Here is a 15,257-nt window from a genome sequence, read left to right on the forward strand (position 1 = left end):
GACGCTGTGCTTGATGGGACGTCAGATGGGCTGGGGCTCGAAGTCCCAGTGGGGGCGGCGTAGTTCCTCGGCGGACTTGGTGTGGGGGTGCTGGGGGCCGAGGGTCTCGCGCAGCCGGGTCACCGTGTCCCGGCGGATCTCCTCGGCGTCCTCGGGGCGGGACAGCGCGCGCAGGTCGCAGGCGCGGGCGGTGGCGGCGGCCAGGGTGAGGGGGTGGCTCTCCCCCAGGCGGCTCGCGGCGGCGGCGTGCAGGTCGGTGTCGTGGGCCAGGGCGGCCGGGATCTGGTCGGACTGGGCGAGGCGGGCGGCGAGGTTGAGCCGGGTGCCGAGGGTCCAGGGGTGGTCGTCGCCGACGGCGCGGGCCATGAGCTGCCAGGCGGTGTGGGCGGAGCCCTCGGCCTCGCCGTGTTCGTCGCCGTCGGCCCACTGGGCGAGGGCGAGGTTGCCGAGCGCTCCGGCGGTGTAGGGGTGGTCGGGGCCGAGGAGGTGCAGATAGCGGTCGTAGAGGGTGCGGGCGAGGTCGTGGGCCTCACGGGGGGAGTTGTCGCGCAGCAGGGTGGCGCGGTCGGAGGTCATCATCAGGGTGTCGGGGTGGAGTTCGCCCTGGAGTTGCCGGCAGCGTACGACGACGCTGGTGAACAGGGCGGTGGCCTCCTCCAGTCGGCCGTCGCGACGCAGGCACTGGGCGAGGTTGTGCTCGGCGCGCAGGGTCTGGGGGTGGTCGGGACCGAGGACGCGGCTGTGCAGGGTGGCGTTGCGCTGCTGGAGGGCGAGGGCCTGGCGGTAGCCGCCGAGGAGCCGGGTCATCCAGGCCAGGCAGAGGCCGGAGTAGAGGGTGTCGTAGTGGTCGGGGCCGAGTTCGCGGCCGCGTCGCTCGTACAACTCCTGGTGTATGTCCAGGGATTCGGTGTAGTGGCCGAGGAGTCCGAGGGTGAGGGCCATGTTGCTCCGGGCCATGAGGGCACGTGGTCCCTCGCCGCCGGGGCGGCTGGTGTGGCCGCGCCAGACCTCCTCGAAGAGTTCGCGGGAGCGCTCGAACCGGCCGAGAGCCATCAGCGTGCCGCCGAGGCCGTCCTTGGCGCGCAGCAGTTCGGGGTCGTCGGGGGCGCGGGTGACGGTGAGGGCGTCGAGGATCTCACGGCCGACCGCTTCGGCGGCGCGGTAACGGCCCACCCGGCGCAGGAGGTTGGCGTGCTGATGGATCAGGACGAGCATGTCGGCGTCGTCCTGGTCGTGCCGGGGGCGCCAGCGGGTGACCGCCTTCTGGCAGAGCCCGAGCCCGGTGTCGTACTCGCCGCGCAGCCGCAGGGTGTCGACGCAGTCGAGGACCAGGCGGCGTACGCCGGGTTCGTCGCGGTCGAGGGTGCCCGCGTAGTCGAGGTGGGGGATGAGCGCGGAGTAGGTGCTCCACTCGCGCCGGTCCCCCGGGCGGCCGGGGTTGGCGGCGGCGAGGACTCCGTTGGCGGCGGCGGAGAGTTCGCCGCGGCGGGCGCGGCTGAGCCCCGCGTGGACGAAGCGGTGGTAGAGGCGGTGCATCTGGGCGGACTCGACGCCGTACTCCAGGGACGGGTCCTGGGTGTAGCTGAGGTGGATGGCGGTGAGGTCGGCGAGGGCGGCCAGCGCGCTCTGCCAGCGGGTGGCGTCGGTGACGGTGCGGGCGAGGCTGCCGGGCGGGAAGACGGCGGCCGGGGCGGCGGCGATGAGGCGCAGGGGAATGGCGTCCGGCGAGAACAGCACCATCAGCTCGATGAGTTCGGCCGCCTCGGGGTTGCGCTCGCGCAGCAGGTTGAGCAGCAGGCCCCAGGAGCGGACGAACCCGACCGGGTAGTCGTCCTCGGTGCGCACCTCCAGCTCCTGCGGGGTCTGGCCCTGGAGCGCGTCGAGGTAGGCGTCGACGGGTTCGGCGGGGTTGGCGATGAGCCAGGCGGTGGTCTGGGCCAGGACCAGGGGCAGGTCCTGGGCGGCCTCGGCGAGGGCGCGCGCCTGGGCCTCGGTGGCCCTCGGGACACGACGGCGGATGAAGGCGGCGCTCTCGTTCCGGGTGAACGGGCGGACGGTGTACTCCTGGAAGCCGAGCATCCCGGACCAGTCCCGGCTGAGGCTGGTGATCAGCACGTCGCCGGGTCCGTCGGGCAGGAGGTCGCGTATCGCGCCCACGTCGTCGGCGCCGTCGAAGATCAGCAGCCAGCGCCTGCGGGGGCCGGTGCGGGCGCGCAGGGCGGCGTGCAGGGCGCGGACGCGCTCCCCCGCGTCGCGGGCCACCGGCAGTTCCAGATGGGCGGCTAGAGCGGCGAACTCCTCGCGTGCGGTGGCACGTTCGCCGGCGGTGACCCACCACACCACGTCGTATCCGTCGCCGTAGCGGTGGGCGTACTCGGTGGCCAGGTGGGTCTTGCCGACACCGGAGATGCCGTGCAGGACGACGCGGGCGCCGGTGCCGGCCGGTCCTGGTTCGGCGAGGAGTTCGGAGAGTTCCTCCAGGTCGTCCTTGCGGCCGGTGAAGTAACCGTTGCGCCGGGGGGCCTCGCGGACCTGGGGCGGGTCGTTGGGGAAGCGGGGGCCGTCCCAGGCGGGGTCCTCGCCGGGGTCGATGCCCAGCCGCCGGAGGATCTTGTGGCGGGCCTCGCTCTCGTCGAGTCCGGCCACGTCGACGGGGCGCAGCACCTCCATGGCGGGCAGCGGCTCGTACGACAGGGCGAGGGCGGCGAAGCGTTCGCGGTGGGGGCGGACGACCTGGCGGAACGCCTCGGACCAGGCGGCCTCGTCGTGCAGGTCGGGGCGGAGCGCGCGTTCGTTGAGGAGGAGCAGGACGCGGCCCGGGGCGGCGAGCAGGGCGCCGAGGGAGTCGAGCGGGGTGCGCGGGGCGGTGTCCCAGTGCAGCAGGCTGATGGTGCAGCCCGCGCGTTCGAGCTGGTGGGCGGTCCAGCGGGCCCAGGGGCGGCTCTCGCCCGCGTAGCAGATGCTGATGTGCCCGGTGCCGGCACGCCGCCCGGCGGGGTCCGCTGCGGGGTCGTCGGTGAGGGCGGGGTCCGTGGTGAAGGCGGGGTCGAGGTCGGGCAACGGTGTGGTCTCGGGCTGGAGGACGGCCGGGGCGGGCAGCCGGTAGGTGGCGCCGTCGGCGGTGTGCAGCCGGCCTCCGGCGGGCCCGACCCACTCCTCGACGGTGGCGTTCCGGCCGACGAGGATGGTCCGTACGGAGTTCGCGGTGACCAGTTCCACCACCCGGGGGTCGGTGTCCGGCACGGTGATCGCGAACTGCCCGGTGTCGAAGGGGCTGTCGCTGAGCGTCAGCACGGGTCCGTTCCAGCCGAGGTGGAGCGCCGCCGTCGGCAGCCCGCGCGCGATGACGGCGACGTCGGCGAGGGCCAGCCGGTCGGGGCGGGCGCCCTCGGGGGGCTCGGCGGAGAGACGGACGGCGGAGAGGGTGAGCAACTGCCAGGCGGTGGTGGACCGTCGGACCCGCTCGGGCAGGGTCTCCCAGGCTTCGGTGAACCAGCGGGCGACGCCGTCGCGCTCCTCCTCCACCAGCGCGCGCAGCGCGGGCCGCAGCGCCTCCTCGATCAGCGGCGCGGCGTCGGGGCGCCCGCTCACCGCCTGCCAGGTCGCCGCCTCCTGGGCGCGCATGGCAGGAGAGGCGCCCGCGCGGACCCGCTGGAAGGTGGGCCACAGCCGGTGGACGGGGTCGTCCTCGCCCGCCCGCTCCAGGCGTTCGGTGAGTTCGGCGCGCAGTTCGTCCAGGAGGCCGGGGTTCAGCACGACGTAGCCGAATCCCGGGTGGGTGACCAGGTCGCCGAACCAGAGGTCCACCTCCGCCGACACGTCGAGACCGGGCGCCACGCGCAGCCGTACGGCCCGCATCAGCTCCGGTTCGATCCGGGCGGCGATGCTGAGCAGCACCGCGAGGGTGCGTCCCGGCCGCTCGGCGGCGCTCAACGCCGGACCTCCAGCGCCTTGCCGACGGTGGTGCCGCGGTCCCAGCTCAGCAGGGGCAGCAGCGAGCGCGCCCAGCGCGGCCAGTACCGCTCGGGCAGCGGGACGAGCGCCACGGGCTCGCAGCCGCGCTGGCGGATGGTGGTGACGGTGGCCCGCCACTCGCGTTCGGTGGCCCGCCAGGGGTTGAGCGGGGGCCCGCCCGCGCCGAGGTCCGACAGGATCAGCACCCGCACCCCGGGCCGGGGCGGGCGGTACGGCCGCTGCCAGGTGGACCTCGCTCCGGGGCCCGCGCCGCGCGAAGGCACGTCGGCGAAGCGGAGGACCTGGGTGCCCGCGACGCCGGCGAGCGCGCGGACGTGGCCGATCACGTCCTCCACGTCGCGGGCGAAGGGCTCCATGGCGCGGGAGGTGTCCGCGAGGATCTGCACGCCGTGCCGCAGGGTGGACAGCGGCAGCCGGGGTATCGCGGTCAGCGGGCGGGCGCGGGCGAGTTCCTCGGTGGCGCGTTCCACGTCGAGTTCCCCCTCGGGGCTGACCCGGGAGAGGACCATGGTGAGCAGTGCGGCGGTGGAGCGGGGGGCGAGCAGCGGCAGGTGCGGGGGGCGCGGGGCGGGGTCGGCGCGGCCCCGGGGCGGGGGCAGGGCGGGGGTGGTCCAGTGGGGGGCGGGCGGGGTGCTCTCGTCGACGGGGACGAGGAAGGTGACGGTGCCGGTGCGGCCGCCCTGTTCGTCGCGTCCGAAGGGCGGCGGGTCGTCGTCCTCGCGGGGCCGGTCGGCGTCGTCGTCCTCGCGGGCGGGTGCCTGCCAGCCGGGGGTGTCCTCGGGCGGTTCCACGTCCACCGGGGGCCTGGCCGGTTCCGGCGGGGGTCCGCCGAGGCCGAGGAGGGCGGCGATGCGGGCACAGTCCTCGGGGTCGCGGGTGCCGAGGGCCCGGGCGGCGCGGGCCACGTCGCCGAGCCACGCCTCCCCGGTCATGCCGGGTCACCGGCCAGTTGCTGCGGCTTGACCAGGACGTTCCGGGTGAGCATCCGCCATTCCTCGGTGCCGGGGCGGATGCCGAGCGAGCGGCAGGCGCGCAGCGCGTCCAGGTACTCGGCGGTGCTCGGGCGGCGCACGTCCTGCTTGTCGACCTGCTCGCGGACCTCCATCAGCTTGTCCGCGACGGCCTCGGCCAGCTCCTCGTCGGCGGAGGTGACCTCGCCGGGCCAGTCGGCCATGTGCCGTCCGGCGATCCGCACGAGCATGTCCCGGTCGTGCTCGGGCAGGCGGTGGACCACGCAGCGGCGCAGCAGGGCCTGGGGCAGTTCGCGTTCCTCGTTGGTGGTCAGCACCACCAGGTGGCGCGACCACTGGGCGTGCTCGTCGGCGGCGCCGGGACCGCCGGAGGGAGTGCCGGCGGGCTGCTCGGTGTGGATCTCCTCGCCGATCTCGGAGACGACGAAACGGTGCGAACCCAACGGGACCAGAAGGCTGTTGGGCACGTCCGGGTCGGCCTTGTCGATCTCGTCGATGAGGACGACCGCGTGATCGCGTTTGCGCCCGGCGTTGACCTTCTCGAAGGGGTCGGGGCACGGGTCGGTGATCTCGGCGCCCTCGGGCCTGCCGCGCCTTCGGGCCGACTCGGGGGCGAGCGCCCACCACAGGACGCCGGGCTGGACGTAGCTCGCGTCGTCCGGGGTGCCGCCCCGGCGAGCCGCGACCTGCGCGTCACCGAGCCTGCGGACGCTGTCGAAGCTCCACAGCAGCTCGCGGGGCTGGGTGCGGTAGGTGACGACGTGCTCGTAGTACCGCCATCCCAACTGCCGCGCGATGTACGGCGCGAGGGAGGACTTGCCGGAGCCGGGGCTGCCGCGCAGCAGCAGCGGGCGCCCGGTGGCGCGGGCGACCCTGACGGCGAAGTCCAGTTCGGGCGGCATCACATAGACGCGGCCGTCGCCCCGGTCGGGGGTGTCGAGCCATTCGGCGCCGCCGGGTGTCCCGGACGGCTCTCGCGCGGCGGTCTGTTCCTGGCTCATCAGGCCCCCCAGCCGATCGAACCCACGTGCTTGCTCACCCGACGGATGACGGCATTGACCAGAGTCTCATGTCCGGGTCCGAACGGCGGGTCGAGAACCAGCACTTCGTCGGGACTTCCCGGCCAGCTCCCGCGCACGTCCACACCCCGCCCGGTGATGACGAGGACGTGCATCCACGGGATGCTCTCGTGCAGCCGGGAGATCACCCGGTGCACCACGGCCAGGTCGCAGCGCTTGGCGTCGAGCAGCAGATAGAAGCGGCCGAAGCTCTCCGGCTCCTCGGGGGTGCCGAGTTCGTCGTACGGCTCCAGGCCGATGGCCTGCTTGACCGCCTGCTCGCACTGGTCGAGCAGATAGTCCTCGGGGTCGTCGTCGCCGGGCGGGTGGCCCGCGGCCTCGGCGATGTAGTAGCTGCGGATGTCGACGCAGAACGCGCGGTCCAGGTAGTGCTTGCCGACGACCGTGCTGTCCACGTTGAGGATGACGACGCGGCGCACCACACCGTCGGTGTCGCGGACGATGCGCCGGGCGTCGTCGCGGTCCACCCACACCGGCAGGATCATCTTGGCCAGGTCGCCCGCGCGGCCGCGTTCCAGGCCGCCCATCAGGGCGGCGAGGACGGTGTTGTGCAACTGCACGATGTCGTGGGAGTCGAGCATCTGCGAGGCGATGAGCAGCGGGGCGAAGCCGGGGATCAGTTCACCGAACTCGTCGTCGGGGACCTCCAGTTCGCGGGCGAGCCGGGCGAAGACGGAGTGCTCGCCTATCTCGCGGAGCTGGATGCAGATGCTCTCCAGCCAGACGCTCATGGAGTCGTCCCAGACCTGGCGGACGTCGGGGAAGCGTCCGACGAGCCGGGCGACCTCCTCCGTGCTGCCGGTGACGATCCGCTCCACGTCGTCGGTGGCGAGGTAGCCGAGGTCGGACTCCTTCAGCTTCCCTGCGCTGATGCCGTCGACCAGGACGGTGACCAGGACCATGTCCGGGTACAGCGTCTTGCGCCAGTGCAGGATGTTGGTCTCGCGGCGCACCCAGGTCGAGCGCAGGGCAGCCTCGTTGACGAGGACGAGGGCGGCGTCGCACTCGCCGAGGAACCGGGCGAGCTTCAACTGCCAGGGGCGCCCGGGTTCCTGGATGCGCACGTCGAGCAGGACGGTGTGCTTGGCCTTGTCGAGGCCGGTGGCGAGGGCGTCGCGCAACTGGGCGGCCGGTTCATCCGTGTTGGTGCTGTGGCTGATGAACACCCTGACCACCCTCGCCCCGCCTTCAGTCCGCGATCCACTTGGCCATCCAGCCCTCGTTCTGCACCGAGACGACGTGTTCGGTGCGCTCGGCCAGCCGGTCGGCGTCCGCGTCGGTGGCCGGATCGCGCTCGTTCCACCAGCGCAGCAGCCCGTCCAGCTCGCGCGCGGTCCGGCTGAACTCGATCTCCTGGGAGACGAAGCGCGCCGACGCGCCGTAGGACACGACACTGGCGGAGACCGCGGCGACGACGGGGATCCAGGCGGCCGCCTCCTCCGCCGCGAAGGCACCGGCGACGGCGCCGAGCACGACGGAGATCCCGGCGAGCACCTGGCCCCAGCGTTCGACGAGCCGGGCCCTGGCGGCCATCTTTCGGGCCTTGGGGCGGTAGTACTGCTCCAGCTGCCTGCGCAGGCGCTGCTCGGCGTAGTCCGCGATGCCGGTGACCGGGGGCAGTGGCCGGACGGCGGGCTCGAGGTCCCCGAGGGCGCGGTCGAGGGTGCCGACGTCGGCGAGGACGGCGTTCGTGCGGGCGCGCAGCTCCGCGTCGCGGGTCTCGGGGCTGCGGTACTGCGCGGCTCCGGCGAGATAGACGTAGACCTGGCTCTTGAGTTCCTCGGAGACCGAGCGCAGAGCCGTCCACCGGCGCACCCGGTCGGGGGAGGCACCGGCGGCGGTGAGCGGGGCGGTGCCCGCGGCGAGCAGGGCGAGGAAGGCGAGGACACGGCCGGCGACCGGGGCGAGCGGCAGCACCTGGGAGGCGGCGGCGCCGAGCACGGCGGCGGTGACCACCGCGCAGAGGGTGGCCGTGCGGGACCGTTCGATCGCCGCCTTGGCGCGGTTGGCCGCCCGCGACCAGACGCTCTGGGCCCGCCAGATCTCCTCGGCCGCGGCCGCTCCCCCGAGTGTGCTCACGACAGAATTCTGACGCGGCTTCAACTCCGGTGCAATGCAAACGGGTTCAATCGGGCAGGAGGGGACCGGAGCGGAGAACCGGTTCGATTCTCCGCGCGATGTGCCGGATGAGCAGGGCCAGATCGGCGCAGTAGACGGAAGGGTGGCGGAATCCGCTGCCCGCGCGGTAGCGGTGGGCGTAGTGGCCACCGCCGCAGACCCGCAGCAACGGGCAGCGCAGACAGTCCTCGGAGAGCGCCCCCTCCCCCAACTGCCTCGCCACGATGCCCGGATGCTCCAGCACGTCGTCGAAGCTGTCGTCGAAGACGCTCAGGCCCGTGGAAGGCGCCCTGGAATAGGCGGCCTTGAGGGAGTCCACCTGCTCGATGGCGCCGTCGGTCTCCACCAGGACGGCGGCGACCGGGGAGAGTCCGACGGCCTCGGCGCTGCTGGGGAAGCCGACCAGCAGCCCGATGATCTCGGTGAAGATCCTGATCCCGGTGCGGTGGCGGCCGCCGTCGAACCAGCGGTCGAAGACCCGGGCGAGCCACTGCCCGTAGGGCGCGGTACCGGCGCTGGAGGGACCCTTGCCGGGCGGCGGGTGGGCCCAGTTGGCGTGCGGCAGAAGCAGGTCGAGGGCGGCGGGCCGGAACTCCAGCAGGGAGTCGTAGATCTCCTCGGGGTCCTGGTCCAGGTCGATGGTGCACAGGATGCCCGCGTACGCCTCGGGGCGCCTGGCGAGCAGGTCGAGGCCACGGGTGGCGGCGGGCCAGGCGGGACGGCCCGCGTGGTCGACGCGCCGTTTGTTGTGTTCGGGGCGGCCGCCGTCGAGGCTGACGCCGACACGGACTCCGGCGTCCGCGAGGCGCCGTACGGTGTCGGCGGTCAGCAGGGTGCCGTTGGTCTGCACGCCGACCCGGACCTCGCAGTCGCCCTCGGCGGCGGCGCGGACGGCGGACCGCACCTCGGCGACCTGCCGGAGCGCGGTGTCGACCCCGCCCAGCAGGGGTTCGCCGCCGTGCAGTTCGACCCGGATGTCGCGCAGCCCGTGGGCGGCGACGTGCTCGCCGATCCGCTCGGCGCTGCGGGAGAGCACCTCGGGGGTGACCCTCGGGGGGCGTCCGCGCCATGAGGCGTCGGCGGCGTTGTAGACGTAGCAGTACGAACAGAGCAGATTGCAGCGGCTGTTGAGCTTCAGGACGAACTGGCGCAGCGGGACCGGGGCGGTTCCGGCACGGCGGAGGGCGGGCACGTCCAGCAGACGGTGCGGCCAGGGCGCCGAGGCGTGCGGGTCCGCCGTCTCCCCCTCCGGGTGACGGGCCACCTCAGGGACTGTCCTCGTAGTACGCGATCGGCCGGCCCGCCGTCCTGCGGTCGCGCTCCAGCAACTGGCGCAGCACCTCGGTCAGCACCGGATGGTCCACGCCGTGCGGCAGGGTGCCGTGACCGCCGCCCGCGCCGGAGGAGAACCGGACGGCCCGGTCGGGTCCGTCGGCCACCGGATGGTCGGCCGGCCGGTGATTCGACACTGCGCTCCCTCCACGCGAGGCCACGCGGACGTGGCGGTGCCGTGGCGCGCCTCGGGCGACACGGCGACGGGCCAATCGTAGAGCCCGACCGCCCGCCTTGGACCCTGCAACGGGCCTTCCGCCGCAGGCGAGTCGGGGCTCCGGCCCGGGCGACGCACGCGTGTGCGGGGTCGGTACGGCACCGGGGTGCGGGCAGGACGCCCGCCCGGTGCCGTACCGCCCGGCGTCGGGCGGGCTCAGACGGCGGTGCGCAGCGTCTGCTCCAGCGCGGCCAGGCCCTCGCGGTAGATGTCCTGGAACAGGGCTTCCGCCTCGGCCGGGGCGACTCCGTCGGGGGTGAAGGTGCCCGACCATTCGACACGCGCGGTGTGAGGGTCGGCCGTGGGATGGACGGTCAGGGTGGAGAGGTAGCCGGTGACCGGGAAGGGGGCGTCGAGGATCGCGTAGCTGTAGCTGCGGGCCTCGTCGTCGAAGGTGTGCAGGCGTTCGACGATGGTCTCGCCGTCGGCGTTGGTCAGCCTGCGGACGCGGCCGCCCTCGGTCAGCTCGCTGTGCGCGATGTAGGGGAGCCAGTCGGGCAGGGAGCCGAAGCCGCCGATGAGCCGCCAGACGTGGTCGGGGGTGTGGGGGAGGTCGATGGACGCGGAGGTGCTTGTCATGGCGCTTTCCGGTTGGGGGTGGGTGGATGGTGGGGCCGGGCCCGGGCCGTGGTCGGGGGTGGCTCAGGCGGTGGGCACGGGGGCGTCGGCGGAGATCAGCTTCTCCGCGCGCAGGTCGGACCAGAAGGCGGCCGGGACCTGCTCGCGCAGGGCGGCGGTGTCCTCGGCGATGCGGCTGGGCCGGGTGGCGCCGGGGACGACGGCGGCGGTCGCCGGGTGGGCCAGGGCGAAGCCGAGCGCGGCCGCCTTGACGCTGACGCCGTGGCGCGCGGCGAGGGCCTTGATCCGCTCGACCTTGTCGATGATCGCCTGCGGGGCCCGCTGGTACTCGAAGTGGGTGCCGCCCGCGAGGATGCCGGAGCTGTACGGGCCGCCGACGACCATGTCCACGCCCTGCTCGACGGCGGCCGGGAGCAGCCGCTGCAGGGCGCGGTCGTGGTCGAGCAGGGTGTAGCGGCCGGCGAGCAGGAAGGCGTCGGGGCGGGGCTCGTCGAGGTCGAGGGTCAGCTCGATCGGCTCGACCTTGTTGACCCCGAGGCCCCACGCCTTGATGACGCCCTCCTCACGGAGCTTCCGCAGAACGCGGAAGGCGCCGGTGCGGGCGGTCTCGAAGCGGGCGAGCCACTCGTCTCCGTGGAAGTCCTGGGCGATGTCGTGCACCCAGACGATGTCGAGGCGGTCGGTGCGCAGCCGCTTCAGGCTGTCCTCGATGGAGCGCAGGGTGGCGTCCGCGGTGTAGTCGTCGGTCATCCGGTTGGGGCGGCCGTGCTCGAAGAGGCCGCCCTTCTCGCCCAGCTCGCGCGCGGCCGGATCCTCCACATCGTCGTGGATCACGCGGCCGACCTTGGTGCTCAGCACGTACGCGTCGCGCGGGCGGTCGGCGAGGGCCTCGCCGAGGCGCAGTTCGGAGAGTCCGGCGCCGTAGAAGGGGGCGGTGTCGAAGTAGCGGATGCCGTGGTCCCAGGCGGCGGCGACGGTGGCCGCGGCCTCCTCGTCGGGGATGGCGCGGAACATGTTGCCCAGCGGGGCGGTGCCGAAGCCGAGCGAGCCGGGGAGGAGGGACTTGATACCCATGAGAAACGTCGATCCTTGTCGCGAGGTTCAGGCAGGTTTCAACCCGTATGGCGATTTTCGCCGGTCTTGCGGGTTCTGCCGTTCTTGCTCTGCCGAGGTTAGGATCGGTAATTGAGACTGTCCAAGACTTGCTTGGACACACTTGAGTCCCCCGAGGTCTTACATGCTCGATCTGCGCCAGCTCCGGTACTTCGTGACCGTCGCGGAGACGGAACACGTCGGCCGCGCCGCCGAACGCCTGCACATCTCCCAGTCACCGCTGAGCCGGCAGATCGCCCAGTTGGAGAAGGGCCTCGGCCTGACCCTGTTCGAGCGCAGCCAGCAGCGCATCCGGCTCACCGCCGACGGCCGGGTCTTCCTCTCCGAGGCGCGGGCGCTGCTGCTGCACGCCGACCGACTGGAGAACCTCGGCCGCAGGCTCGGGCGCGGCGAGGAGGGCGGCCTGTGCATCGGGTACGCCCCCGACGCCATGCACACCGGGGTGCTGCCCCGGGCGCTCCGGGAACTGCACGACGAGCGCCCCGGCATCCACGTCGCGCTCTACAACCATCCGGCGGCCGAGCAGTTCGAGGGGCTGCGCCGCCGCAGCCTGGACATCGCCCTGGTGTCCGAGCCTCCCGCCGAGGACGACCCCGATCTGCGCGCCGCGCTGCTGCTCGACGATCCCCTGCTCCTCGCGGTGCCGAGCGGGCACTCGGCGGCGGACCTGGCGGAGATCACGCCCACCGACCTGGAGGGGCTGCCCTGGATCGCGGTGGAGAACAGTCGCCGGCCCGCCTGGCGGGACGAGTTCATCGCCGCGTGCGCCGCGTCCGGGTTCGCCCCGGACATCCGCCTGGAGGCGGCCGAACCGCTCACCGCGCTCGGTCTGGTGGCCTCCGGGCTCGGTCTCGCACTGGTCCAGCGGAGCATGGTGCGCGGCGAGGCGCCGGCCGGGGTGACGGTGCGCGAACTGCCCTGGCTGGACATGTCCGTTCGGCTGTGGGCGGCGTGGCACCGGGTCGATCTGCGGCCGGTGGTCACGTCGTTCCGCGAGACGGTGCTCGCCGCCCGCGAGGAGGCGGGCGGCGAGCGGGGCGTGAAGGCGGAGCGGGGGAACACGTCCGGCTGAGACGCGCGCCCCGCTCAGCAGGGGGGACACCTCAGGCAGGGACGTGCGCCGCGCTCAGTACCGCAGCAGCGCCGCCACCCCGCCCGCCCCGGCGAGCGTGCCGTCGGGCACGAACAGCACCTGGGAGTCGGCGGCGATCGCCCGGTCCACGAGCTGTTCCACGATGTCGGTGGCCACACCCATGGTGTGCGGCGGGGGCGTCACGTCGGGCTTGGGCTCCGGCAGGGTGACCGGCTTCGGCACCTCGGCCAGCTCGAGGACCCGGCCGTCCTCGGTGACCCGCCCCGCGAGGTAGAGCCCCTCCTCCACGATCAGCCGCTGCACCCGCTTGTCCGCGACGGCGGTCCACACCTCCAGCGGGCCGCCCGCGTACTTGCCCAGTCCCCGCGCCTCGTTCAGCGCGCCCATCGCCTCGGCGACCTGCCTGTCGCGGAACTCGTCGAGGAGCGGCTCCACGCGTTTCATCAGGTCCTGCGGCCGGTCCTTGTCCATGCCGGTGAGCTGGAGCGTGCCCGAGACCGCGGTGCCGTGCGTGGTCACGTCGCGGAACGCGGAGAGGACCTTGTCGCCGCCGATGACGAACAGCGGCAGGTCGGTGTACTCCTCCAGGGCCTCACCCAGCTTGCGGTCGACCCGGCGCATGTACTGCTCGACCCGCTCACGGTGCCCCTCGTAGGGCGCGGAGTGCGGGATCGCGCCGGGCAACGCGTCCTCGGGCGAGGGGATCTCCGGCGGACAGGGGAAGCCGTGGTGCTCGACCTGCGTCAGGCGCCGGACCGCGCCGTGGTACAGGCGGCACATCTCCTGGTCGAGGACCAGGACGAGGAAGGGGCGCGAGCGCTGTTCGGCCGCGTCCAGATAGCGCGTCAGGAACGACTCCGCGAACTCGACGCGCGGCTGCACGGGCGCCAGCGAGGTCATCTGCCAGACCTGGACCGGCTCGTCGGCGGCCACGAAGACGACCATGGCGTCGTCCGGGTGGAAGGGATCGGCGACGCGTTCGATCACCGCGGGCTCCAGCAGGTGGTCCCGCAACTCCAGTCGCGTGTCCCGCGCCACCTCCGGGTCCTCCGCCAGCCGGCGCCTGGCCTCGGTCACCAGGTCACGCAGGAGGATGCGGTCCTTCTCGCTGAAGGGGAAGTCCGGGTCGGTCGGCATCACCATCGTGATGGCGGGGTACGCACGGCGCTCGCTCAGAGCGGCACGGATCTCGGGAGTCAGCTCAGAGGTATGCACCAAGTCAGCGTCGCACCGCACTCCGGTACCCGCACCTCGAAACCCGCCCGCGCCCGTCACCACCCGAACGGTCGCCCGCTCGCCACCCGTACGGGTGCGGCGTAGCGTGGATCCAACGAAATCCGGGTGCCGTCACCCCGAGGAGTCGAGTCACATGCGTAAGAACTCTCCGGTCAAGGGACACCACGGCCTCGGCGCGCGTGGCCAGGGCAAGCTGCTGTACTACCACACGCAGATCCCCGAGGCGGCCGCCAAGCAGTCGAAGGGCCAGCCGCACGACAGCCAACGTCAGCAGCAGGAGCGCCGCCGCTCCGACGGCCGCTGGACCTGAACCGCCCGCCGCGCCACGCTCAGCTCCGGCGCGGCGCGGGGCGGAACTTGGGAAGCCGTACGGTGATCTTCGTACCGGCGCCGACGCCGGTCTCGACGACCAGGCCGTACGGGTCTCCGTACACCTGGCGCAGTCTGCGGTCCACGTTGCTCAGGCCGATGCCGGTTCCGGGACCCGCGGTGCCGCGCAGGACGGCGCGGGCCCGGTCGGGTTCCATGCCGACGCCGTCGTCCTCGATGACGACGCGCGCCTGCGTGCCCTCGTCCTCCGCGATGATCGTGATGCGGGCGCGCTCCGCGGACTCCGCGAGCCCGTGCTTGAGCGCGTTCTCCACGAGCGGCTGGAGGCACAGGAACGGCAGGGTGACCGGCAGCACCTCCGGGGCGATGCGCAGGGTCACCGCGAGACGGCGCCCGAAGCGGGCGCGGGCCAGCTCCAGATACTGCTCGATGGAGCGCAACTCCTCGGCGAGCGTGGTGAAGTCGCCGTCCCTGCGGAACGAGTAGCGCGTGAAGTCCGCGAATTCCAGCAGGAGCTCACGGGCGCGCTCGGGGTCGGTGCGGACGAACGAGGCGATGGACGCGAGCGAGTTGTAGATGAAGTGCGGGGAGATCTGGGCGCGCAGGGCGCGGATCTCGGCCTCGATGGCGCTGGAGCGGGCCCGGTCCAGGTCGACCAGTTCGAGCTGCACCGACACCCAGCGCGCCACCTCCCGCGCCGCGCGCACCGGTACGGCGTCCTCCCGGTCCGCGAACGCCGCGAGTACGCCGGTCACCCGGCCGTCGACGGTCAGCGGCACGAGGGCGCCCCGGCGCACCGGGCATCCGGGGTGCGCGCAGGAGAGGTCGACGCTCTGTTCGCGGCCGGTGCGCACGACCTGCGCGATCAGCATCGCGGTCGCCTCGCGGTGATGGTCGCCCGCGCCGTCCCAGGCCAGCACGGTGCCCTCGTCGGCGAGGGCGAGGGCGACGGTGCCGAGCAGCGGGCGCAGCCGCCGGGCGGCCTTGCGGGCGGTGTCGGCGGTGAGCCCGGCGCGCAGGGGCGGCGCGGCGAGCGAGGCGGTGTGCAGGGTGTGGAAGGTGGCCTGTTCGACGGGGGTGCCGGGGCCCGCCGGGTTCTCCTGCTGGCGGCGGACGGCGACATGGCCGAGGGCGGCGCCGAGCACGAACAGGGCGAGTCCGGCGACGGCGAGCAGCAGGAATCCGAGGGCGCTCATCGACGCCTCCGGGCCGGG

At 73.4% G+C, this 15,257-nt stretch carries 12 protein-coding genes and 1 pseudogene; 2 read left to right on the forward strand and 11 right to left on the reverse strand.

All coding sequences use genetic code 11. The features are described 5' to 3' along the window. Positions 1-21: 21 nt before the first annotated feature. The 9 genes and pseudogenes from fxsT to ACWEEU_RS22105 all read right to left on the reverse strand — a co-directional run bounded on the left by fxsT (position 22) and on the right by ACWEEU_RS22105 (position 11,345). Complete coding sequence (gene fxsT / locus ACWEEU_RS22065; RefSeq protein WP_451734429.1) at positions 22-3,933, reverse strand: FxSxx-COOH system tetratricopeptide repeat protein; 3,912 nt, start codon at positions 3,931-3,933, stop codon at positions 22-24. Next, positions 3,930-4,907 (reverse strand): hypothetical protein, encoded by a 978-nt coding sequence (locus ACWEEU_RS22070; protein ID WP_451734431.1) that lies wholly within the window; start codon positions 4,905-4,907, stop codon positions 3,930-3,932. The genes fxsT and ACWEEU_RS22070 overlap by 4 nt, the downstream gene beginning before the upstream one ends. Further along, positions 4,904-5,947 (reverse strand): AAA family ATPase, encoded by a 1,044-nt coding sequence (locus ACWEEU_RS22075; RefSeq protein WP_385740773.1) that lies wholly within the window; start codon positions 5,945-5,947, stop codon positions 4,904-4,906. The genes ACWEEU_RS22070 and ACWEEU_RS22075 overlap by 4 nt, the downstream gene beginning before the upstream one ends. A 962-nt stretch (positions 5,948-6,909) precedes the next feature. Further along, positions 6,910-7,200 (reverse strand): annotated as a pseudogene (locus ACWEEU_RS22080) (toll/interleukin-1 receptor domain-containing protein); the annotation flags it as partial. Positions 7,201-7,213: 13 nt separating this feature from the next. Beyond that, the gene (locus tag ACWEEU_RS22085; RefSeq protein WP_451734433.1) at positions 7,214-8,104 is read right to left on the reverse strand and encodes a DUF4231 domain-containing protein; all 891 of its coding nucleotides are present in this window, start codon (positions 8,102-8,104) and stop codon (positions 7,214-7,216) included. Between the two features lie 46 nt (positions 8,105-8,150). Beyond that, complete coding sequence (locus ACWEEU_RS22090) at positions 8,151-9,407, reverse strand: FxsB family cyclophane-forming radical SAM/SPASM peptide maturase (RefSeq protein WP_451734435.1); 1,257 nt, start codon at positions 9,405-9,407, stop codon at positions 8,151-8,153. 1 nt (position 9,408) lies between these two features. Next, entirely contained in the window at positions 9,409-9,612 is a 204-nt protein-coding gene (locus ACWEEU_RS22095) for a hypothetical protein (protein WP_451734437.1), read from the reverse strand. Between the two features lie 236 nt (positions 9,613-9,848). Continuing rightward, positions 9,849-10,271: an SRPBCC family protein gene (locus tag ACWEEU_RS22100; RefSeq protein WP_385740758.1), complete on the reverse strand. Its 423-nt coding sequence runs from the start codon at positions 10,269-10,271 to the stop codon at positions 9,849-9,851. Between the two features lie 63 nt (positions 10,272-10,334). After that, positions 10,335-11,345 (reverse strand): aldo/keto reductase, encoded by a 1,011-nt coding sequence (locus ACWEEU_RS22105; RefSeq protein WP_385740755.1) that lies wholly within the window; start codon positions 11,343-11,345, stop codon positions 10,335-10,337. Positions 11,346-11,508: 163 nt separating this feature from the next. On the opposite strand from ACWEEU_RS22105, the gene ACWEEU_RS22110 reads away from it, so the two are divergent. Beyond that, on the forward strand, positions 11,509-12,456 hold the full coding sequence (locus ACWEEU_RS22110; RefSeq protein WP_451734439.1) for a LysR family transcriptional regulator: 948 nt from the start codon (positions 11,509-11,511) through the stop codon (positions 12,454-12,456). 54 nt (positions 12,457-12,510) lie between these two features. On the opposite strand, the gene ACWEEU_RS22115 is transcribed toward ACWEEU_RS22110, so the two are convergent. Next, positions 12,511-13,692 carry a baeRF3 domain-containing protein gene (locus ACWEEU_RS22115; protein WP_451734441.1) on the reverse strand — a complete coding sequence of 394 codons (1,182 nt, stop codon included), beginning with the start codon at positions 13,690-13,692 and terminating at the stop codon, positions 12,511-12,513. Positions 13,693-13,846: 154 nt separating this feature from the next. Here ACWEEU_RS22115 and ACWEEU_RS22120 point away from each other — a divergent pair, with 154 nt between their 5' ends. Then, on the forward strand, positions 13,847-14,023 hold the full coding sequence (locus ACWEEU_RS22120) for a hypothetical protein (protein WP_385740746.1): 177 nt from the start codon (positions 13,847-13,849) through the stop codon (positions 14,021-14,023). Positions 14,024-14,042: 19 nt separating this feature from the next. On the opposite strand, the gene ACWEEU_RS22125 is transcribed toward ACWEEU_RS22120, so the two are convergent. Continuing rightward, positions 14,043-15,239, reverse strand: a complete 1,197-nt coding sequence (locus ACWEEU_RS22125) for a GAF domain-containing sensor histidine kinase (protein ID WP_451734443.1) — start codon at positions 15,237-15,239, stop codon at positions 14,043-14,045. Between the last annotated feature and the right edge of the window lie 18 nt (positions 15,240-15,257).

Source organism: Streptomyces sp. NPDC005004 (assembly GCF_053600675.1).